The organism is Rhizobium sp. BK049 (genome assembly GCF_014193135.1).
Lineage (GTDB): Bacteria > Pseudomonadota > Alphaproteobacteria > Rhizobiales > Rhizobiaceae > Rhizobium.
In genome coordinates, this window is sequence record NZ_JACHYV010000033.1 from 34,476 (window position 1) to 53,209 (window position 18,734).

Annotated in this window: 20 protein-coding genes, 1 tRNA gene and 1 riboswitch; of the genes, 11 read left to right on the top strand and 10 right to left on the bottom strand. The window is 62.6% G+C overall.

Annotated features, from left to right (window positions below; all coding sequences use genetic code 11):
* The first annotated feature begins 1 nt into the window (after window position 1).
* Both FHT70_RS26720 and FHT70_RS26725 read left to right on the top strand, forming a co-directional pair.
* Window positions 2-520: a CAP domain-containing protein gene (locus tag FHT70_RS26720; protein ID WP_097601590.1), complete on the top strand. Its 519-nt coding sequence runs from the start codon at window positions 2-4 to the stop codon at window positions 518-520.
* An 8-nt stretch (window positions 521-528) separates the two neighbouring features.
* Complete coding sequence (locus FHT70_RS26725; protein WP_183705980.1) at window positions 529-1,875, top strand: MATE family efflux transporter; 1,347 nt, start codon at window positions 529-531, stop codon at window positions 1,873-1,875.
* On the opposite strand, the gene FHT70_RS26730 is transcribed toward FHT70_RS26725, so the two are convergent.
* Window positions 1,851-2,939 carry a quinone-dependent dihydroorotate dehydrogenase gene (locus FHT70_RS26730; RefSeq protein ID WP_183705982.1) on the bottom strand — a complete coding sequence of 363 codons (1,089 nt, stop codon included), beginning with the start codon at window positions 2,937-2,939 and terminating at the stop codon, window positions 1,851-1,853. The genes FHT70_RS26725 and FHT70_RS26730 overlap by 25 nt on opposite strands.
* A complete protein-coding gene (locus FHT70_RS26735) occupies window positions 2,936-3,289 on the bottom strand; it encodes a DUF952 domain-containing protein (protein ID WP_183705984.1) in 354 nt (117 codons plus the stop codon). Before FHT70_RS26735 ends, FHT70_RS26730 begins: the two co-directional genes overlap by 4 nt.
* A 120-nt stretch (window positions 3,290-3,409) precedes the next feature.
* Between FHT70_RS26735 and FHT70_RS26740 the strand changes: the two genes are divergently transcribed.
* From FHT70_RS26740 to FHT70_RS26760, 5 genes are all read left to right on the top strand, one after another.
* Window positions 3,410-3,808: a hypothetical protein gene (locus FHT70_RS26740; RefSeq protein ID WP_097601587.1), complete on the top strand. Its 399-nt coding sequence runs from the start codon at window positions 3,410-3,412 to the stop codon at window positions 3,806-3,808.
* Between the two features lie 89 nt (window positions 3,809-3,897).
* Complete coding sequence (locus FHT70_RS26745) at window positions 3,898-4,545, top strand: response regulator transcription factor (protein WP_085776838.1); 648 nt, start codon at window positions 3,898-3,900, stop codon at window positions 4,543-4,545.
* 228 nt (window positions 4,546-4,773) lie between these two features.
* The gene (locus FHT70_RS26750) at window positions 4,774-5,445 is read left to right on the top strand and encodes a helix-turn-helix transcriptional regulator (RefSeq protein WP_183705987.1); all 672 of its coding nucleotides are present in this window, start codon (window positions 4,774-4,776) and stop codon (window positions 5,443-5,445) included.
* An 11-nt stretch (window positions 5,446-5,456) separates the two neighbouring features.
* A complete protein-coding gene (locus tag FHT70_RS26755; protein ID WP_183705989.1) occupies window positions 5,457-6,170 on the top strand; it encodes a thermonuclease family protein in 714 nt (237 codons plus the stop codon).
* A gap of 86 nt (window positions 6,171-6,256) precedes the next feature.
* Window positions 6,257-6,670 (top strand): tellurite resistance TerB family protein, encoded by a 414-nt coding sequence (locus FHT70_RS26760; RefSeq protein ID WP_183705991.1) that lies wholly within the window; start codon window positions 6,257-6,259, stop codon window positions 6,668-6,670.
* Between the two features lie 10 nt (window positions 6,671-6,680).
* On the opposite strand, the gene FHT70_RS26765 is transcribed toward FHT70_RS26760, so the two are convergent.
* On the bottom strand, window positions 6,681-7,556 hold the full coding sequence (locus FHT70_RS26765; RefSeq protein WP_183705992.1) for a transporter substrate-binding domain-containing protein: 876 nt from the start codon (window positions 7,554-7,556) through the stop codon (window positions 6,681-6,683).
* 416 nt (window positions 7,557-7,972) lie between these two features.
* Between FHT70_RS26765 and FHT70_RS26770 the strand changes: the two genes are divergently transcribed.
* On the top strand, window positions 7,973-9,985 hold the full coding sequence (locus FHT70_RS26770) for a methyl-accepting chemotaxis protein (protein WP_183705994.1): 2,013 nt from the start codon (window positions 7,973-7,975) through the stop codon (window positions 9,983-9,985).
* Between the two features lie 253 nt (window positions 9,986-10,238).
* Here FHT70_RS26770 and FHT70_RS26775 read toward each other — a convergent pair whose 3' ends face one another.
* The gene (locus FHT70_RS26775) at window positions 10,239-10,619 is read right to left on the bottom strand and encodes a VOC family protein (protein ID WP_183705996.1); all 381 of its coding nucleotides are present in this window, start codon (window positions 10,617-10,619) and stop codon (window positions 10,239-10,241) included.
* 354 nt (window positions 10,620-10,973) lie between these two features.
* Between FHT70_RS26775 and FHT70_RS26780 the strand changes: the two genes are divergently transcribed.
* A complete protein-coding gene (locus tag FHT70_RS26780; protein ID WP_183706019.1) occupies window positions 10,974-11,252 on the top strand; it encodes a hypothetical protein in 279 nt (92 codons plus the stop codon).
* 23 nt (window positions 11,253-11,275) lie between these two features.
* Here the strand turns inward: FHT70_RS26780 and FHT70_RS26785 are convergent.
* Together FHT70_RS26785 and FHT70_RS26790 are read right to left on the bottom strand one after the other, a co-directional pair.
* Window positions 11,276-11,349: transfer RNA gene (locus FHT70_RS26785), tRNA-Gly, on the bottom strand.
* 61 nt (window positions 11,350-11,410) lie between these two features.
* Window positions 11,411-12,505, bottom strand: coding sequence for a 2'-deoxycytidine 5'-triphosphate deaminase (locus tag FHT70_RS26790; protein ID WP_085776833.1), 1,095 nt, complete (start codon window positions 12,503-12,505; stop codon window positions 11,411-11,413).
* A gap of 74 nt (window positions 12,506-12,579) precedes the next feature.
* A riboswitch (SAM riboswitch) is annotated at window positions 12,580-12,658 on the top strand.
* Window positions 12,659-12,702: 44 nt separating this feature from the next.
* Between FHT70_RS26790 and FHT70_RS26795 the strand changes: the two genes are divergently transcribed.
* Together FHT70_RS26795 and apaG are read left to right on the top strand one after the other, a co-directional pair.
* A complete protein-coding gene (locus FHT70_RS26795; RefSeq protein WP_183705999.1) occupies window positions 12,703-13,887 on the top strand; it encodes an O-succinylhomoserine sulfhydrylase in 1,185 nt (394 codons plus the stop codon).
* Between the two features lie 224 nt (window positions 13,888-14,111).
* Window positions 14,112-14,504: a Co2+/Mg2+ efflux protein ApaG gene (apaG, locus tag FHT70_RS26800; protein WP_010029240.1), complete on the top strand. Its 393-nt coding sequence runs from the start codon at window positions 14,112-14,114 to the stop codon at window positions 14,502-14,504.
* A 48-nt stretch (window positions 14,505-14,552) separates the two neighbouring features.
* On the opposite strand, the gene FHT70_RS30750 is transcribed toward apaG, so the two are convergent.
* The 4 genes from FHT70_RS30750 to FHT70_RS26820 all read right to left on the bottom strand — a co-directional run bounded on the left by FHT70_RS30750 (window position 14,553) and on the right by FHT70_RS26820 (window position 18,490).
* The gene (locus tag FHT70_RS30750) at window positions 14,553-14,894 is read right to left on the bottom strand and encodes a hypothetical protein (protein ID WP_311044243.1); all 342 of its coding nucleotides are present in this window, start codon (window positions 14,892-14,894) and stop codon (window positions 14,553-14,555) included.
* A 358-nt stretch (window positions 14,895-15,252) separates the two neighbouring features.
* Window positions 15,253-16,245, bottom strand: a complete 993-nt coding sequence (locus FHT70_RS26810; protein WP_183706001.1) for an Hsp33 family molecular chaperone — start codon at window positions 16,243-16,245, stop codon at window positions 15,253-15,255.
* A 93-nt stretch (window positions 16,246-16,338) separates the two neighbouring features.
* Window positions 16,339-17,253 carry an ornithine carbamoyltransferase gene (gene argF / locus FHT70_RS26815; RefSeq protein WP_085776829.1) on the bottom strand — a complete coding sequence of 305 codons (915 nt, stop codon included), beginning with the start codon at window positions 17,251-17,253 and terminating at the stop codon, window positions 16,339-16,341.
* 37 nt (window positions 17,254-17,290) lie between these two features.
* Window positions 17,291-18,490 carry an aspartate aminotransferase family protein gene (locus tag FHT70_RS26820; protein ID WP_183706003.1) on the bottom strand — a complete coding sequence of 400 codons (1,200 nt, stop codon included), beginning with the start codon at window positions 18,488-18,490 and terminating at the stop codon, window positions 17,291-17,293.
* Window positions 18,491-18,734 lie beyond the last annotated feature (244 nt).

The following is an 18,734-nucleotide window of genomic DNA, read 5'->3' on the forward strand; positions in this document are numbered from 1 at the left end:
CATGATATCAATCGATCTTTCCAGGCGCAGCCTGCTCACTCTTTCCGGACTTGCACTCGCCGCCGGCATCGCCGGCTGCACCACGACCCCGCGAATTGCCGGCACGCCCTCGAACGGCGAGGACGAGACGACGAGCGTGCTGCCGCTCGTCAACCAGTTGAGGGCGAAGAACGGCCTGCCGCCGCTTGAGGTCGATCCGGCGGCGCAGACGGCGGCCCTCTTCCAGGCGAAGCGCATGGCGAGTGCCGGCAAGATGGCGCACCTCATGGGCATGACGGACAGCTTCGGCGCCCGCGTCAAGGCGAGCGGCGTGCGGCTGCCGGCGGCCGAGAACATCGCTTCCGGCCAGCAGAGCGTCGACGCCGTTGTGACTGCCTGGATCAATTCGCCGCATCATCTGGAAAACATGCTCGGGCGTTATGACGGCCTCGGCGTCGCAGTCGCCCATAATACGTCTTCCAGGAACCTGCCCTACTGGGCCATGGTGCTTTCCAGCCGAGGCGATTCTGCCTCGATCTAAGGCAGGTCATGGATACGCGCAGCAACAACAACACTCTCGCTTTCGAGGTGACGCACCGGTTGGTGCTTTCGATCGCTATTCCGATGACGCTCGGCTTCATGACGACGCCGCTGCTCGGGCTGACGAGCACCGCCGTCGTCGGTCATATGGGTAACGCGGAAGCGCTGGCGGGGCTGGCGATCGGCGCGATGCTCTTCGATCTGATCCTCGGCAGTTTCAACTTCCTGCGCGCCTCGACGACGGGACTGACGGCGCAGGCCTATGGCCGGCGCGACGGGCACGAACAGCAGGCTGTCTTCTGGCGAGCGCTGATTTCAGCGCTCGCCTGCGGGCTGGCATTGCTCTGCCTTTCGCCGCTGATCGAGACGGCGGGATTGCGGCTGATGGGCGCGGAAGGGGCGATCGCCGAGGCGACCGGCACCTATTTCGCGATCCGAATGCTGGCGGCACCGGCGGCGCTGGCGAATTACGCCATTCTCGGCTTCGTGCTCGGGCGCGGACAGGGCAGTGTCGGGCTGCTGCTGCAGGCGCTGATCAACGGCATCAATATTCTGCTATCCATTTATCTCGGCCTGTCGCTCGGCTGGGGCGTGGCCGGGGTCGCCTGGGCAACCACGGCCGGTGAAACAGCCGGCGCATTCGCCGGGCTTTTCATCGTGCTCAAAGATTTCGGCAGGGCCGAGCGTCCGGCATGGGCCGAGATCTTTTCCCGGCACCGGCTGGCGGAGCTTTTCGCACTCAACCGCGACATCCTGATCCGCACCTTCGTGCTGATCGGCGCCTTCACGATCATGACGCGGATCGGCACCGGCTTCGGGGCGGTGACACTGGCCGCCAATGCCGTACTGATGAATTTCTTCCTGCTGTCAGGTTATTATCTCGACGGGCTTGCCAATGCCGCCGAGCAGATCACCGGCCGGGCGATCGGCGCACGCTACAGGCCGGCCTTCGACCGCGGGCTGAAGCTGACAACCATCTGGTCGTTCGGACTGGCCGCATTCGCTTCCGCCTTTTTCTTCCTCGCCGGCCCTTGGCTGATCTCGGTGCTGACCACCTCGCCGGAGGTGCGGCAGGCGGCCGAAACCTATCTGTCCTGGGCTGCGATTACCGGACTAACGGGGGCGCTCGCCTTCCTGATGGACGGCGTCTTCATCGGCGCGACATGGTCGGTCGACATGCGCAACCGGATGCTGATGTCCTTTGCCGGCTACCTCCTTATGCTCGCCGTCTTCGTGCCGCTCTTCGGCAATCACGGTTTGTGGCTTGGCATGAACGCCTTCCTGCTCTTCCGCGGCTTCTTCCTCGCCATGCTGGTCGGGCCGCGGGCCGATCAGACCTTCCGCGCCGCCCAGTAATCCAGCCTGCTGTCACGCAGCGCGCGGATCGAGCCGGCCTTTTCGCGGTCGAGCAGCGCCGAAAGACCGCGGACGATATCGCCGGGCAGGCTGGGGCCTTCATAGACCATGCATGAATAGAGCTGGACGAGATCGGCACCCGCCCTGATTTTCTCCAGCGCTGTTTCGGCCGAGGAGACGCCGCCGACGCCGATGATCGGCAGATCAGGGCCGACGCGCTTGCGCATTCGGGCAAGCACCGCCGTCGATTTTTCGAACAGCGGCACGCCGGAAAGACCGCCCGCTTCCTTCGCCTGGCGCTGGTCCTTGAGACCGTCGCGAGACAGCGTGGTGTTGGAGACGATCAGTCCATCCAGCGGATGCGCGAGCGCTTCCGCCGCAATATCGTCCATGCCTTCCTCGGTCAGGTCAGGGGCGATCTTCAGAAAGACCGGGATCTTGCGGCCGGATTTCTGCGCCATCTCGTCGCGCGCCGAAAGCATGGTCGACAGCAGCGCCGCGAGGCTTTCGCGTGCCTGCAGGTCGCGCAGGCCGGGCGTATTCGGCGAGGAGATATTGGCGGTGAAATAACGCGCCACGGAATAGAAGCGACGGATGCCGGCGACATAATCGGCGATGCGATCTTCGCTATCCTTATTGGCTCCGATATTGACGCCGATCATGCCGCCGCCCGCCAGCGTTGAGAGACGTCCGAAAGCGGCGTCATGGCCCTCATTGTTGAAACCGAGGCGGTTGATGACGGCTTCATCCTCGACTAGGCGGAAGATGCGCGGGCGCGGATTGCCAGCCTGGGGCTTCGGCGTCACGGTGCCGATCTCGGTAAAGCCGAAGCCGAGCTTCAAGAGCGCTTCCGGCACCTCGGCATTCTTGTCGTAGCCGGCCGCCATGCCGAGCGGGTTTTCGAAAGTGAGGCCGGCGATGGTCTGGCGCAGGCGCGGATCGGGAGTGATCCGGCAGGCGGGCACGAGGCCAGACTTCAGCGCGGCGATCGACATGCCGTGCGCCGTTTCCGGGTCGAACAGGAAAAGGCCCTTGCGGGCGATGCGCTTGAAGGGATCGATCATGGCTGCAGCTCCGGGAAGATATGAACGCCGTTCTCATCGAGCGGCAGCGGCGCCTCCCAGAGCACGGCCGCAAGCGGCAGATCGGCGTAGAGATGCGGGAAGAGATCGCCGCCGCGGGAGGGTTCGAAGAGGAGCTTGTCACCGAAACCGCGGCCATCGACGGCGACCAGCACTAGGCCGGACTGGCCGGCAAAATGCAGGGCCGCGGTCTGCTTCACCTGGTCGGCCGTGGAGAAATGGATGAAGCCGTCCTTGAGATCGATGCCGGCGCCATGAAAAACACCGCTTTGTCTGACTTGCTGCCAGAGCGTTTCCGTCACGATCTTGTAAAGGGTCGGTGTCACGGTCATCATGGCCTCGCGATTGCTGATCCTTGGGTCATGAGCGCTTTGCCGGAAAGAGGCGGCGATGTCCACGCCTCGGCACGCAAAAAGCGGGGCCAGCCCAGGCAAAATCCGGAGGATGAGACGATGAAGATTTTGGTTCTCGCACTTGGCGCTGTTCTCCTGCCGCTTGGCGCCGCAGCGGCCGAGACCGACGCGGGCCGATTCCAACTGGAGAAGAGCGGCGACCATTTCGTCCGGCTCGACCGCCAGACCGGCGCCATGTCGATCTGCCAGGACAAGGACGGCGCCCTCGTCTGCCGTATGGCGGCCGATGAGCGGGCGGCCTATGAGGACGAGCTCGACCGGCTTTCAGAGCGGGTGACCAAGCTCGAACAGGGCGGCCTCATCCAGCGTGCGCTGCCGAGCGACGCCGAGATCGACCGCTCGATCAGCATCATGGAGCGGATGATGAAGAGCTTCATGGGGATGGTGAAGGAGTTCCAGGCTGACGAAAAAGCCAATCCCCTTCCGCAGAAGACATGATCTGATATAGTCATTTCAGAATGCCTGCATGCAATGCCGAGGGGACGGCGCGCATGCGGCATGATCGGACTCTTGGGAGGGAGTTTTCGATGCAGGAACAGACCATCATCATCGCGGACGATCATCCGCTGTTTCGCGATGCGCTGCGCCAGGCGGTGATCGGCATGGAAGGCCGGCAGACCATCGTCGAGGCCGGTGATTTCGCAGCCGCACGCACCGCCGCCGGCACACATCCAGATGCCGACCTGATGCTGCTCGATCTCGCCATGCCCGGCGTCAGCGGCTTTTCCGGCCTGATGGCGCTGCGCGCCGAATTCGCCAGCCTGCCGATCATCATCGTTTCGGCGAGCGACGACGCCACGACGATCCGCCGGGCCCTGGAGCTCGGCGCTTCCGGCTTCATTTCCAAATCCTCGGGCATCGAAGACATCCGCCGCGGCATCCAGACGGTGCTTGCCGGCGATATCGCCACACCGGAAAGCTATCGCGACGGCCAGGAGCAGGATCCCGACGTCGCCGACCTGATCCGCCGCCTGCACACGCTGACGCCGCAGCAGAGCCGGGTGCTGACCATGCTGGCCGAGGGCCTGTTGAACAAGCAGATCGCCTATGAACTCGGCGTCTCCGAAGCGACGATCAAGGCGCATGTCTCGGCAATCCTGCTGAAACTCGATGTCGACAGCCGCACACAGGCGGTTATCCAGCTCGGCAAGATCAATATGGCGATGGTGGCTTGAGGGCGGCCGAAACCGGTCGATAACAGGATTTTATTCCTCCTTACCTTTACGGTCGGCGTGCGGTCGGCTAGTATTCTGTCGCTGAAGCATCGGCTCGAAAAATCCAAATCGATTTTCGGCAGGTGAGATGTTCAGACTTAGAGTGTTAGAGCGTCCTTTATACGTCCGAAGCGGACGCACGGTGCTCTAAAGCGCGGCCTGAGACAGGCTGCACGGAATCGGGCGCATATGCTGTCACACAAGCAGATCTGGGAGGCGATCGACAGGCTTGCCGAACGGCACGAGCTGACGCCATCCGGTCTTGCGCGCCGTGCCGGGCTCGACCCCACCTCTTTCAACAAGTCGAAACGGCTTTCCGCCGATGGGCGGCTGCGCTGGCCATCGACGGAATCGATCGCCAAGGTGCTCGATGCGACGGGGGCGAGCATGGAGCAGTTTCTCGCCTTCATGCAACCGGCCGCCAGTTCCGCCGGAGAGCGGATCGGCGAGCGTGCCGCCCCCCCGCCGGGCAGCGCCATTCCTCTGCTCGGCTTCGCTCAGGCCGGCGCCGGCGGCTTCTTCGACGATAGCGGCTTTCCGGCCGGTCATGGCTGGGACGTGGTGGAGTTTCCGGCCAACCCGTCGCAGAGATCCGGCGCCTACGCGCTGGAGGTGCAGGGCGAAAGCATGATGCCGCTTTATCGCGACGGCGACGTGCTGATCGTCGAGCCCGGGGCGCATGTGCGCCGCAACGACCGCGTCGTCGTGCGCACATGCGCGGGCGAAGTAATGGCCAAGGTGCTGCTGCGCCAGAGCCCACGGTCGATCGAGCTGATGTCGCTCAATCCCGAACATCCCAACCGCACGCTCGATCTTGCCGATGTCGATTGGATCGCCCGCATCATCTGGGCCAGCCAGTAGGAAGATATTCCATGCGCCCTGCCGCCGTCTTTACAGGTATTATGGGGATGGCGGTGGTGGTCGGCCTGCTGAAGGCAGGCGAAGCGAGGCTTCGCGGCGGCACGGGAGGGGAAGAAACCGCAGCCACAGAGGAGACGGCAGCGGCTGCGCCGAATGTTGCCTCCGGGGCCGCCGAACCGGCAGCGACAATATCCGACGAACGTGCCGAAATGATCGCCCGCTCTGTGGAACCGGCGGTCCCGCACCCAGCGGCGGCGACTGAAGGCGCGGCGCCCAGAGCCGCCACTATCCCGCAACAAGCGGCGCCGACATCCAGCCAAACGGCAGGGCCGGCCGAGAAAAAGGCCATGGAGTTGCCGCGGCCACTGGTCGAAAACGCGGGCATTCTTTCCTTCGGGGAGCGCAGGCTCCAGCTTGCCGGCATCGCCCTCACGCCGGCCGACGGGATATGCGGGCCGGCAGGCCGGCAATGGCCCTGCGGCATGATGGCGAAGACGGCGCTGCGCCAGCTCTTGCGCAACCGCAGCATCACCTGCGATCTCGACACGGTCGAATGGAAGGGAACGGCGATCGCCGCCTGTCGGCTCGGTACGCAGGATCTCGGCGCGTGGCTTGCCGAAAGCGGCTGGGCGGAAGCAGAGGCGGGTTCGCCGCTTGCATCCGTCGCCGACAAGGCGAAACAGGCGCAGAAAGGGGTTTACGGCGGCGATCCGCGCCGCAAGTGACAGGCCGCCCGCCGGGGGAGAGCTGCCGATCTCTTGTAAAGGCCGCCGCCAATTCCTAATCTGCGCTCATCAACAAGGAATCAGAAATGAACAAGCCGCTTTCCGCCCATGATGCGCTGATCTACGTGATGGTGATGGCATCCGCCGTCGACAGCACCATGAACGACAGGGAGATGGAAAGGATCGGTCAGCTGATCGGCTTCCTGCCGGTTTTCAGGGATTTTGATGACGACAAGCTCATTCCGATAGCACGCGACTGCGCCGTGCTGCTGGCTGGGCCTGAAGGCCTCGACGTGGTCCTCGAAACGGTCCGCGATACCTTGCCGGCAAAACTCTATGACACCGCTTATGCGCTTGCCGTCGAGGTGGCCTCCGCCGATCTTTCGGTCAAGGCAGAGGAACTGCGACTGCTCAGCCTGCTGCGGGACCGCCTCGGCCTCGATAAGCTCACCTGCGCGGCGATCGAGCGGAGCGCCATTGCCCGCTTCCGCAAGGGATAATCCTTGAGGCTCAGTAGAGCCCGTAGGGAAAATAGCGCAGATAGATCTCCTGGAGACGGCCGGTGCGCGACAGCGCCGCCAGCGCATGATCAATGGCGGATGTCAGCACGCTGTCCTTCTGTCGCAGCATGATCGTCATGCCCTCGCCGAGGAAATGTTCGGAGAGGTAGGGGCCGTCGAACAGCGCGCAGCATTTGTCGGAGGCCGGGGACGAGACCCAGAAAGAAAGCTGCAGCGCATCGGCGAAGGCAGCATCGACCTTTCGCTCCTTCAGCGCCGCAAGCAGGGCGTCCTTCGTGTCGAAAGCCTGCGCTTTCAGCGCCGGGAAAAAGGCTGCCAGCATCGCCTCGTGCACCGTGCCTTTGACGACGCCGACCGAATGGTTGGAGAGCGCAGCAGCGGTCTTTCCATCAAGCGGGGCGGCGAGATTGCGCACGAAGCGCGCCGGCAGCATCAGATATGGCCGGGAGAAGAGAAATTGACGGCGCAGCTCCGGGGTGACCGCAAGGCCGGCGATGACGGCATCGCCTTGCGAGGCGGCGAGGGCATCCTTGAGATCGGTGAAAGGCATTGCCTGGATCTGGCACTTATCCGAAATCTCCAGCTCGCCGCAGATTTCGCGGGCGAGATCGACGTTGAAGCCGGAAAGCTTGCCGTTCTGATCGGTGAAATTAAACGGCGGGAAATCAACCGACGTCAGAAAGCGCAGGCGGACCAGCGACGAGAGATCCGGCCTGGCGAGACGCTCGCGGGCATCGAAGAGCAACGGCAGCGAAGGGGCAGCCTGCTGAGCGAATGCAGCAAAGTTTGAAAACAGCGCTGCCAGAAACAGGCCGGCCGCCAGAAAAGCCCTGAGAGTCGGGGATGCCAGCTGGGGTCCAATCATGATGATCCAGTTCCGGGGTTAGGGTCGAGGAGATGTAACAGAGTCATGCCCGCCGGGGAATATCATGGGAGTGAGGGAGTGGATGAGGCTCACGAACCCATTGGCCGCGACATCCTCCAACGCTCCTCATTTGCCGCAGCATCCTCCCACGCCCCGCGAAGGATGAGCTCTCTGGAGCGATGGCGCAGTCCTCCCGCTGCCCCTCAAAACTAGGGGTGCGCCTGCACCTGCACGTTAGCGCGGAATTAAAGAATATCACCTCTATTTGTCGCGACGACACAGGCCCGCCAGCCGATTGCATGATGCATGCGTCAATTCCCTTTCCGGCGCCGCGACAGTCAGGCAGCGCTCTTTACCAACATAATTTCCAAACACCGGACGCGCCGCGCGCCCGGCAAAATCGGGTGACATTTTACATGTTGAAGCATCTGAAAATCCGTACCAAGATCATTTCGGTCGTGGCGCTGCTCGGGCTGATCACGATGGCGGGGCTCATCTATGTCATCTCCGAGTTCCGCCGGGCGGACGCCGCTTATGGCGCCTTTATCGATCATGAGGCGCAGGCCTCGATGCTGAGCGCACGTGCCAGCGCCTCGGTCGTAGCCTCGGTGCTGCAGGTCACCTTGGTTGCCGAGATGCAGCCCGATACGCCGACATACCAGACGGCGCTTGCCACACCGAGCAAGCTGCCGCAGGCCCGCGACCGGATGAAACAGGCCCTCGCCCTGGTTCCGAGCCGCAAGGCAGCGATAGACGAAATCCAGGCCGGCATCGATGAAATCGAAGCTCTGGCCAATAAGATCATCGAGCAGAACAAGGGCAAGGACAGCGCGGGCGCACTCGCAAACGTCGCCCTGATCAATGCCAAGCTCGATGCGCTGACGCCGAAGATGATCGCCAACAATGATGCGATGATGGCGATGCTCAACGATGGCGGCGACGGCCTCTCAGCATCCGTCAACGGCCGGATCACCTTCTGTCTCACTCTGATCGGCACCGCTGTTCTCACAGCAATCGGCTTTGGCGTCACCATGGCGCAGAAAGGCATTGCCGACCCGATGACGAAGCTCAGCCTGCGCATGACGCGCCTTGCCGAGGGCGACACCGATAGCGATATCAGTGGTCTCGACCGCCGCGACGAAGTCGGCCAGATGGCAAAGGCGGTCTCGATCTTCCGCGACAACGCGATCGAGCGTCGCCAGATGGAGGCGCGCGCCGAGGCCGACCGCAGCGTCAGCGACGGCGAGCGCCGCGAACGCGAGGCGCAGAAAGCCCGCGAGGCAGCCGAGCTCGAACGCGCCGTCGCAGCCCTTGGCGATGGCCTGCGCCGCCTTGCGGCCGGCGATCTCGCTTCGCATATCGACGCGCCTTTCGTCGCCCATCTCGATGCGCTGCGCCAGGATTTCAACCACTCGGTCGAGAAGCTCAACGAGACCATGCAGGCGGTCGGGGCCAATGCGCGGGCCATCGGCGCCGGCGCTAACGAGATCCGTTCCTCCGCCGACGAGCTTTCCCGGCGAACGGAACAGCAGTCGGCCTCGGTAGAAGAAACAGCAGCGGCGCTGGAAGAAATCACCACGACGGTGCGCGATGCCGCCAAGCGCGCCGAGGAGGCGAGCCAGCTCGTCACCCGCACCCGCCTCGGCGCCGAAAAATCCGGCGAGATCGTCCGCAAGGCTATCTCCGCCATGCACGAGATCGAAAAGTCCTCAGGCGAAATTTCCAACATCATCGGCGTCATCGACGACATCGCCTTCCAAACCAACCTCTTGGCCTTGAATGCCGGCGTCGAAGCCGCGCGCGCCGGTGAAGCCGGCAAGGGTTTTGCGGTCGTCGCCCAGGAAGTGCGCGAGCTCGCTCAGCGCTCGGCCAATGCCGCCAAGGAGATCAAGTCGCTGATCACCAATTCCGGCTCTCATGTCCAGACCGGCGTCACGCTGGTGGGCGAGACCGGCAAGGCGCTCGATGTGATCGTCACCGAGGTGCAGGAAATCAACCAGCACGTCCACGCGATCGCCGAAGCCTCGCGCGAACAGTCGATCGGGTTGCAGGAGATCAACACCGCCGTCAACACCATGGACCAGGGCACGCAGCAGAATGCGGCAATGGTCGAGCAGTCGACGGCCGCCAGCCACAGCCTCGCCAGCGAAGCATCGGCGCTCAACACGCTGCTCGGCCAGTTCCGATTGACCGGCACCGGCGGCTTTGCCGCCGCCGCACCGAGCGCGTCTACGCGGTCGACAGCCCCGGCACCGCGGGTGGCCCCACGCCCGGCCGCTAAGGCAGCGCAGCTCCGCATCGCCAGGGAAGGCACGGCCCGCCCGGCCGCCTCACCCGCCCGCGCACTCGGCCAGAAGATTTCCAACGCCTTCGGCGCCGGCAACAGCAGCACGCCGTCGACGCAGGATGCCGACTGGACGGAATTCTGAGCCGGCAAGAGGCACGCCTGCCCGGTTCGCGCGGATAGCTGCCCCTCACCCTAACCCTCTCCCCGTAAAAACGGGGCGAGGGGACGTGCCCAGCGAGAGGTCGGCGGGGACCGGAAAGGTCGCGGCACATCCCCCCTTCGCCCTGTTTACGGGGGTCCGAAGGACGGGCCGAGACCGTGGCGCGACCCCGGTCGATGCCGGGAGCCGGATGAGGGGCAGGCTACGGGCCGCACCCTTCCTTCTGGGATTTCACTTAAACCGGCCGCCACCCAACCTCGACCAGAATATTTCCGGGCGCCGTGCAATAAAACAGCCAGCCGCCGCGCATGGTGGCCGGCGGGCCGGACAGGACCGCACCGGCGGCAACAAGCCCGGCATGAACAATATCAACATCAGCCTTCTCAGGCAAAATAAAGCCGACGTGATAAGTCTGACGCTGCAGTTCGACCTGGTCGGCGGTGCCGAACTTCGCGATCGCGTGGCTGAGAACGATTTCGAGGCCGGCGTCGTCGGTCAGGATCGCCAGGCCATTCTGGCCGCGCATATCCTTCAGCGTCAGGCCGAAATGGCGGATGAAGAAATCCGCCGTCGCGGTAATATCGGGAACGTGAAAATCGAGATGGTTCAGGCGCATGACAGTCTCCGTTTGAAAAAATCCCGGGACTGCCTTTTGCCGTCTCCGCACGCCGCCGGGATCCCGCATCTTGATGCGGATCACGTCGCGGGTTCTCGTGCCATAGGCCACGGAGCAGAGCTTCTTGAGAGCGCTCACGACGCTCCAACGGAAGGGATCGGGCTTACCTCAACCGATCCTGCCTTTTTCGACACTGCCGATCTAGCAGACACCGCCGGTTTCGGCAACGCATGGATTTCCTGCGCTCCGGGCAGCACCTCTCGAACGAGTGAAGGCGGAGACGCCGTTTCATCTGGTGCGTCTGTTGCGATCGGGAGTAAGATCGCAACGTTCTGCGCATCGGAAGGGATGGATATGAAACCGGCAATCATCGGCCTCGTCGGCACACTCGTTCTGGCGGGATGCAACACCGTCAGCTACAGCGGCCCGGGCCTCGAACCCATCCCAGGCAGCATCATCTATCACGGCCAGCCGCGCACCAAGCTCACCAAATCGCCACCCGGCTCCTCCTTCCCGCATGATTTTATCGACCAATACGGCCAACAGGTGGAGGAAACCTACATCATCCAGCCCGACCGCAGCCTGATCATCGCACACCGCCGGTATAAGCCGATTCGGTTTTTCGGGGATTAGAAGGACATCGCTGGAAAGGCAGCTGGAGCGGGTGAAGGGAATCGAACCCTCGTATTCAGCTTGGGAAGCTGCTGCTCTACCATTGAGCTACACCCGCGATGCCTTGAGATTTCCAACAGATGGGGGCCGCTGTCAAGTCGCGGCCCGTCAGGCCGGCGTCAGATGCGGAAATGTTTGGAAAGCTTGAGGCCCTGGGCCTGATAGTTGGAGCCGAGGCCGGAGCCGTAGAGGCTGGCCGGTTTTTCCTGCATGTGCTCGTAGACCAGGCGGCCGACGATCTGCCCGTCTTCGAGGATGAAGGGCACTTCGTGGCTGCGCACTTCGAGCACGGCGCGACTGCCGCGCCCGCCGGCCGGCGCATGGCCGAAGCCCGGATCGAAGAAGCCGGCATAATGGACGCGGAATTCGCCGACCAGCGGATCGAAGGGGGTCATCTCGGCGGCATAATCCGGCGGCACATGCACGGCTTCGCGCGAGACGAGGATATAGAACTCGTCGGGATCGAGGATCAGCTCGTTGCGGCCGCGGCTGTATAGCGGTTCCCAGAAATCAAAAATATCGTGCTGGTCCTTTTCATCGACGTCGACGACGGCGGTGTGGTGTTTGCCGCGATAGCCGATCAGGCCGTCCTTGTCGCCGGTGAGATCGATCGACAGCGCGATGCCGCCGCCCGAGACGTTCGGCTGCTTGCTGGCAACGAGCGTTTCGCTTTCATGCAGCCTCAGAAGTTCCGGCTCGCCGAGCACGGACTGGCCGACGCGGAAGCGGATCTGCGACAGGCGCGAGCCGCGGCGCACGACGATCGGGAAGGTGCGCGGGCTGATTTCGAGATAGAGCGGGCCGGAATAGCCCGGCGGGATCTTGTCGAATTCCTGGGCGTAGTCGGTGATGACGCGGGTGAAGATATCGAGCCTGCCGGTCGAGCTCTTCGGATTGGCCGAAGCCGACATGTCGGCCGGCAGCGCTAAGCTCTCCATCAGCGGCACGATGTAGACGCAACCGGTTTCGAGCACCGCGCCCTGGGAAAGGTCGATCACGTGCAGGCTCAGCCGATCGAGCTTGTCCGAGACCAGATGCGAGGGGCCGGGCATGAAAGAGGCGCGCACACGAAACGCCTTGCTTCCTAAGCGCAGGTCGAGACTTGCCGGCTGGATCTGATCGCGGTCGAGCTCCCGCTCGGAGTTCAGACGCCCCGTTTCGAACAGTGCCGCAATCGCGCGGTCCGCCAGAATTCCAGTTTCGCGAGCCATCATGCCCCATCCATCATTTCGCTGCCGACAAAACCAAACTCGGGGAATTGACGCAAGCAGCTAACAGCAGTATTGCAGAATTATCCCGTGGTGATTTGGCCGGTCGGCTTGCAGCCACGTTAAACAAGTGGCTAAAAAGACCGGGTTATGAAACCGGTCTGCTTTTGCGGCCGGTTTTTTTGTTATGTGAAGGTGATGGCATGAGCAAGACCTGGCGCCCGGCAACCCAACTCGTCCATGGCGGCACGCTGCGTTCGCAATATGGCGAAACATCAGAGGCAATCTATCTCACCCAGGGTTTCGTCTATGACACGTCGGAAGCGGCAGAAGCCCGCTTCAAGGGCGAAACGGACGGCTTCATCTACGCTCGCTACGGCAGCCCGACCAACGACATGTTCGAAAAGCGCATGTGCGCATTGGAAGGCGCCGAAGATGCCCGCGCCACCGCCTCCGGCATGGCAGCCGTCGCCGCCGCCGTCCTCTGCCAGGTCAAGGCCGGCGACCACATTGTCGCCGCCCGCGCGCTGTTCGGCTCCTGCCGCTGGGTCGTGGAAACGCTGGCGCCGAAATACGGCATCGAGTGCACGCTGGTCGACGGCCGGGATCTCGCCAATTGGGAAAAGGCGGTCCGCCCGAATACCAAGGTATTCTTCCTGGAGAGCCCGACCAACCCGACGCTCGAAGTGATCGATATCGCAGGCGTCGCCGAGCTCGCCAACCAGGTCGGCGCCAAGGTGATCGTCGACAACGTCTTCGCGACGCTGCTCTTCCAGAAGCCGCTCGAACTCGGCGCCCATATCGTCGTCTATTCCGCCACCAAGCATATCGACGGCCAGGGCCGGTGCCTCGGCGGCGTGGTGCTCGCCGACAAGGCATGGATCGACGAGAACCTGCACGACTATTTCCGCCATACCGGCCCGGCCATGTCGCCGTTCAATGCCTGGACGCTTCTCAAGGGCATCGAGACGCTGCCGCTGCGCGTCAAGCAGCAGACTGAAAATGCGGCGAAGATCGCCGATTTCCTGGCAGAGCAGGGCAAGGTCGCCAAGGTGATCTATCCCGGCCGCAAGGATCACCCGCAGGCTGACATCATCGCCAAGCAGATGACCGGCGGCTCGACGCTCGTCTGCTTCGAGCTGAAGGGCGGCAAGGAGGCGGCCTTCGCGCTGCAGAACGCGCTTGAGATCATCAAGATCTCTAACAATCTCGGCGACAGCAAAAGCCTGATCACCCATCCGGCAACGACGACGCACAAGAACCTGACGGAAGAGGCGCGTGCCGAACTCGGCATTTCTCCGGGTACGGTGCGGCTTTCGGCCGGCATCGAGGATACGAACGACCTGATCGAGGATTTCGCGCAGGCGCTTTCCAAGGTTTCGGCCTGATGGACTGGAATAGCGGCCGGACTTCAATGAGGAGCCGGCCGCCGATCTGCGGGAACAAGTACCCCCGCGCCGGCGTTGCGAAGTAAAATTAACGCTGACGATTAGGCTTAACGATCGAAAACCATACGATGATCACCATTTGACCGCTGATCAACGTTCCGTTTCTTGACGGACGGGGCCTCTTTATAAGATACGGGTAACATATCTTGACTATGGTGCAAGGCATGTATCGCGCCCTCACAAGAGATATCGAAGTCGTGGTCGAACCGTTCTATCTGGAGGAGCAATCCGATCCGGAAGACGATCGCTATGTCTGGGGTTACCGGATCGTCATCAGCAACAATTCCGGCGTCGCCGTTCGCCTCATCAATCGTTACTGGAACATCACCGACCAGAACGGGGTGGTGGACGAGGTGACCGGCCCCGGCGTGGTCGGCGAACAGCCGCGGCTCAGCCCCGGCGACACCTACGAATATTCCTCCGGCTGCCCGCTCGACACGCCCTCAGGCCTGATGTTCGGCCACTACCAGATGGAAACGGATGAAGGCGAGCTATTCGACGTCGACATCCCCGCCTTCTCGCTGGATTCACCGGGGCTACTGCGCGTGCTGAACTGAGCGCAGGCCCCAAAGTCGATATGCCCGATCACCCCCAGACGACATGCATCAGAGATCAAAAGGATCCGAGGCCGTCCGGGTGTCCGGCTTTGCTTCGAACGGATCCTTTGATTGGGGCGTGGCTGGCCGCTGAGCGACTGCAGCGTTTACCGCCTTCTGGCAGGTGAGCATCTCATCCGTTGCCCTGACGGAATTTTTTAAACTCAGCGCAACAATCTGCTTTCCGTTGAAGGTGGCGCGAAAACTCAGTTTACGAGCGAACTCGGCAATCAGACTGGAATCCTTAAAATCGATCCATAATCCCTTGAAGCCATCAAGATCGAGAGCGCTCGCATTCGCCGTCCATTGAGAACGATCTAACGACAGTTCGATGGGATATTGCTTTCCCACTTCCAAGGATCCAGTTCGGATTTGCGATCACAATGTAAAAAGGGCTCTCCTTTTTTGTAAAATTAAAGCCCAGACGAAAAACGGTGCCGTCATCAAATGAAGTGAGAACAAAACAGCCGTTGCCCAAGGTCGGGTCGACAGCCACGGTCCAGCCGCCAACTTCTTTCCATTTGATTGTTTCGTCATCAGCCAGGACAATCCGTGGCATCGCAGCAATGAATGCGAATACAAAATACAAAAGCCGCATTGACGTCCCGCCCCCAGAACCAGTTGGGATAATAGGTGCACAGTGACTACTAAAAGTCGAGTCACTGTGCCGCTGCAATGCGCATCTTTTTCGCGCTAAGCGCGACTAATGTTATTCCGCCGGCTGAAGCTCGGCTGCTTCGAAGCGGTAGGTGGTCGAGCAGAATTCACAGGTGACGGATATCTCGCCGTTTTCCTGGCTGGCCTCGATCTCCTCGGCGGTGAACCCCTTCAGCACGTTGCCTATTTTTTCCCGCGAGCAGCTGCAGCGGTCGAAGACGGCGCGGGGCTCGAAGACGCGCACGCCGCGCTCGTGGAACAGGCGGAACAAGAGACGTTCGGTGCCGACCTGCGGATCGGTCAGCTCGTCGGCATCGATGGTCTCGACCAGCGAGCGCGCTTCGGTCCAGGCGTCATCCTCGCCATGCGGACGGTCGCCGTTATCGCCGTCGCCGCCGTGGAGATCAGGCTGGCGCATGCGCTCCGGTGCCTCCGGCAGGAACTGGGCGACGAGGCCGCCTGCCCGCCAACGATGGCGCGGCTTGCCGGTATCGTCACGGTCGAAAAGTTCGGCCGCAGCCAGGCGCACGCGCGTCGGGATCTGCTCCGACTGGCGGAAATAGACGCCGGCGATCTCCTCGAGCGACGTGCCGTCGAGGGCGACAATGCCCTGGTAAGGCTGCGCGAACTTGCCCTGGTCGATGGTGAAGGCAAGCACGCCCTTGCCGAGCAGCTGCTCCGGCTCGGTCTCGCCTGAGGCAATCGCCTGGTCGAGCAGCGCCCGGTCGAAACGGGCATAGGCACGCACGTTCTCCGGCGTCGAGAAATCGGCGACGAGCAGATCGACCGGGCCGTCGCCCTTGGTCTGCACGGTGAACTTGCCGTCGAACTTCAGCGAGGTGCCGAGCAGCACCGTCAGTACGACGACTTCGGCGAGCAGCCGGGCGACGGGCGCGGGATAATGATGGCGCTCGAGGATCGCATCGAGCATGGGGCCGAGCTGGACGGCGCGGCCGCGCACATCCAGACCCTCCACCTGAAAGGGGACGACATGATCATCGCCGGCGAAATCGAACTGGCCGAGGGCGGCTGCAGCTTCTGCCATGGCTTTACTCCTAGTTTCTGGAGCGGCGGCCAAAGTGTCCGGCGCTCGCGCAGTCGGGCCGCAAGCTTATGACTCGCAACATCCGATTATGGTTCAGATCGCGCCCAGGCACCAAGCAAGAATCGACTTCTGCGCATGAAGACGGTTTTCCGCTTCATCGAAGACCACGGATTGCGGGCCGTCGATCACCTCGTCCGTCACTTCCTCACCGCGATGAGCAGGCAGGCAATGCATGAACAATGCATCGCTGCCGGCCTTGGCCATCAAGGCCGCATTGACCTGATAAGGCTGGAAGACGTTGTGACCCCGGGCCCGATGTTCCTGATTCATGGAGACCCAGGTATCGGTCACCACGCAATCGGCGCCTTCGACCGCACGGTCGGCATCATGGCAGAGCATGACTTCGGCGCCCTCATTGCGGGCCCAGTTCAGATAGTGATCCTTGGGCTCGGAACCAAGAGGCACGGCCATGTTCATGCGGTAGCCGAAGCGCGCCGCCCCTTCGACCAGCGAATGCAGCACATTGTTGCCGTCGCCGGTCCAGGCGATCGTCTTGCCCTTGATCGGGCCGCGATGCTCCTCGAAGGTCATGATATCGGCCATGATCTGGCAGGGATGGGTATCGTCCGTCAGCGCGTTGATCACAGGCACGGTCGCATGTTCGGCAAGCTCCAGCAGGCGCGAATGCTCGGTGGTGCGGATCATGATCGCATCGACATAGCGCGACAGCACCTTGGCGGTGTCGCCGATCGTCTCGGCGCGGCCGAGCTGCATTTCAGTACCGGAGAGAAACAGCGTTTCGCCGCCGAGCTGGCGCATGCCGACGTCGAAGGAAACGCGGGTGCGCGTCGACGGCTTTTCGAAGATCATCGCCAGCATCTTGCCGGCGAGCGGCTTGTCGCCCTTACCGGATTTGAAGGCCTGCTTGCGGGCGAGCGCGTCGTTCATGATAGTTCTGAGGTCGGCCGAGGTGACGGCCGAAAGATCAAGGAAATGTTTAGGAGCCATGTTCTTACCTGTCGTGCGCCCGAAGGCGGCGATCCCTTCAAGCCGTCTTCTTGATCTTGGCGGCGCGGATGCTCTCGGCGGCGCGCTCGAGGCGCACGAGCCCCTCGCGGGCTTCTTCGGCAGTGACCACCAGCGGCGGAAGAAGGCGGATGACGTTGTCGCCGGCCGGCACGCCGAGCAGATGCGCGGCACGGATCGCCTGCAGCAATTCGGCCGAGGGAACCGCAGCCTTGACGCCGAGCAGAAGCCCCTCGCCTCGGATATCCTCGATCACATCGGGATACCGATCCTTGAGCGAGGCCAGCCCCTGGCGGAAGACGAGCGCGACGTCGCGCACATGCTCAAGGAAGCCATCGGCGAGGATGACGTCGAGCACGGCACTGCCAACCGCCATGGCCAGCGGATTGCCGCCATAGGTCGAACCATGCGTGCCGGCCTTCATGCCGGAGGCAGCCTCGGCCGTGGCAAGGCAGGCGCCGAGCGGGAAACCGCCGCCGATGCCCTTGGCAACGGCCATGATATCGGGCGTGATGCCGGACCATTCATGGGCGAAGAGCTTGCCGGTGCGGCCGACGCCGGTCTGGACCTCGTCGAGGATCAGCAGCAGGCCGTTTTCGTCGCAGATCCGGCGAAGCGCCTTCATGAATTCGCCGGTGGCGGGACGCACGCCGCCCTCGCCTTGCACCGGCTCGATCAGGATTGCGGCCGTCGCATCGGTAATGGCGGCGCGGACGGCCTCGATGTCGCCGAACGGCACCTGATCGAAACCCGGAGCCTTGGGGCCGAAACCTTCGAGATATTTCTCCTGACCGCCGGCGGCAATCGTCGCGAGCGTGCGCCCATGGAAGGCGCCCTCGAAGGTGATGATATGGTACCGCTCGGGATGGCCCTTGGAAAACTGGTAGCGGCGCGCGGTCTTGATGGCGCATTCGAGCGCCTCGGCCCCCGAATTGGTGAAGAACACCTTATCGGCGAAGGTAGCGTCCGTCAGGCGCTTGGCGAGGCGCTCCTGGCCGGGGATCTCATAGATGTTGGAGAGGTGCCAGACCTTGTCGGCCTGCTCCTTCAGCGCCGCAACCACATGCGGGTTGCCATGGCCGACGGAGGTGACGGCGACACCGGCGCCGAAATCGAGATAACGCTCGCCGCTCTCGGTGATCAGCCATACGCCCTCGCCTCGCTCGAACCGCAGCGGGGCGCGAGAATAGGTGTCATAAAGCGGCGCGGCTTCAGCCATGGCGCGGGTCTCCCGTTCAATGTTGTCTTGCACGGACTCCGGCTAACAAAACCAGGTCCAAAAAATCAAAAATGCCGCCTTTCGGCGGCGAGCGGTACTATTTCCTTTTCGCGCTGCAATGTCAACAAAACTGGCGCCTTAGCCTATGCAGCAGGCTTGTGCAGCGGCACTTTCGGCCTTCAACAGGCATTATTGCAGAAATGCCACGCAGAGGCAGCAAGTTGGGGAAAACTTGAAATTCGAT

Excerpts from the sequence above, each read along its gene's own strand:
- FHT70_RS26720 (WP_097601590.1), top strand. The coding sequence starts at position 2 with ATGATATCAATCGATCTTTCCAGGCGCAGCCTGCTCACTCTTTCCGGA.
- FHT70_RS26725 (WP_183705980.1), top strand. The coding sequence starts at position 529 with ATGGATACGCGCAGCAACAACAACACTCTCGCTTTCGAGGTGACGCAC.
- FHT70_RS26730 (WP_183705982.1), bottom strand. The coding sequence starts at position 2,939 with ATGATCGATCCCTTCAAGCGCATCGCCCGCAAGGGCCTTTTCCTGTTC.
- FHT70_RS26735 (WP_183705984.1), bottom strand. The coding sequence starts at position 3,289 with ATGACCGTGACACCGACCCTTTACAAGATCGTGACGGAAACGCTCTGG.
- FHT70_RS26740 (WP_097601587.1), top strand. The coding sequence starts at position 3,410 with ATGAAGATTTTGGTTCTCGCACTTGGCGCTGTTCTCCTGCCGCTTGGC.
- FHT70_RS26745 (WP_085776838.1), top strand. The coding sequence starts at position 3,898 with ATGCAGGAACAGACCATCATCATCGCGGACGATCATCCGCTGTTTCGC.
- FHT70_RS26750 (WP_183705987.1), top strand. The coding sequence starts at position 4,774 with ATGCTGTCACACAAGCAGATCTGGGAGGCGATCGACAGGCTTGCCGAA.
- FHT70_RS26755 (WP_183705989.1), top strand. The coding sequence starts at position 5,457 with ATGCGCCCTGCCGCCGTCTTTACAGGTATTATGGGGATGGCGGTGGTG.
- FHT70_RS26760 (WP_183705991.1), top strand. The coding sequence starts at position 6,257 with ATGAACAAGCCGCTTTCCGCCCATGATGCGCTGATCTACGTGATGGTG.
- FHT70_RS26765 (WP_183705992.1), bottom strand. The coding sequence starts at position 7,556 with ATGATTGGACCCCAGCTGGCATCCCCGACTCTCAGGGCTTTTCTGGCG.
- FHT70_RS26770 (WP_183705994.1), top strand. The coding sequence starts at position 7,973 with ATGTTGAAGCATCTGAAAATCCGTACCAAGATCATTTCGGTCGTGGCG.
- FHT70_RS26775 (WP_183705996.1), bottom strand. The coding sequence starts at position 10,619 with ATGCGCCTGAACCATCTCGATTTTCACGTTCCCGATATTACCGCGACG.
- FHT70_RS26780 (WP_183706019.1), top strand. The coding sequence starts at position 10,974 with ATGAAACCGGCAATCATCGGCCTCGTCGGCACACTCGTTCTGGCGGGA.
- FHT70_RS26790 (WP_085776833.1), bottom strand. The coding sequence starts at position 12,505 with ATGATGGCTCGCGAAACTGGAATTCTGGCGGACCGCGCGATTGCGGCA.
- FHT70_RS26795 (WP_183705999.1), top strand. The coding sequence starts at position 12,703 with ATGAGCAAGACCTGGCGCCCGGCAACCCAACTCGTCCATGGCGGCACG.
- apaG (WP_010029240.1), top strand. The coding sequence starts at position 14,112 with ATGTATCGCGCCCTCACAAGAGATATCGAAGTCGTGGTCGAACCGTTC.
- FHT70_RS26810 (WP_183706001.1), bottom strand. The coding sequence starts at position 16,245 with ATGGCAGAAGCTGCAGCCGCCCTCGGCCAGTTCGATTTCGCCGGCGAT.
- argF (WP_085776829.1), bottom strand. The coding sequence starts at position 17,253 with ATGGCTCCTAAACATTTCCTTGATCTTTCGGCCGTCACCTCGGCCGAC.
- FHT70_RS26820 (WP_183706003.1), bottom strand. The coding sequence starts at position 18,490 with ATGGCTGAAGCCGCGCCGCTTTATGACACCTATTCTCGCGCCCCGCTG.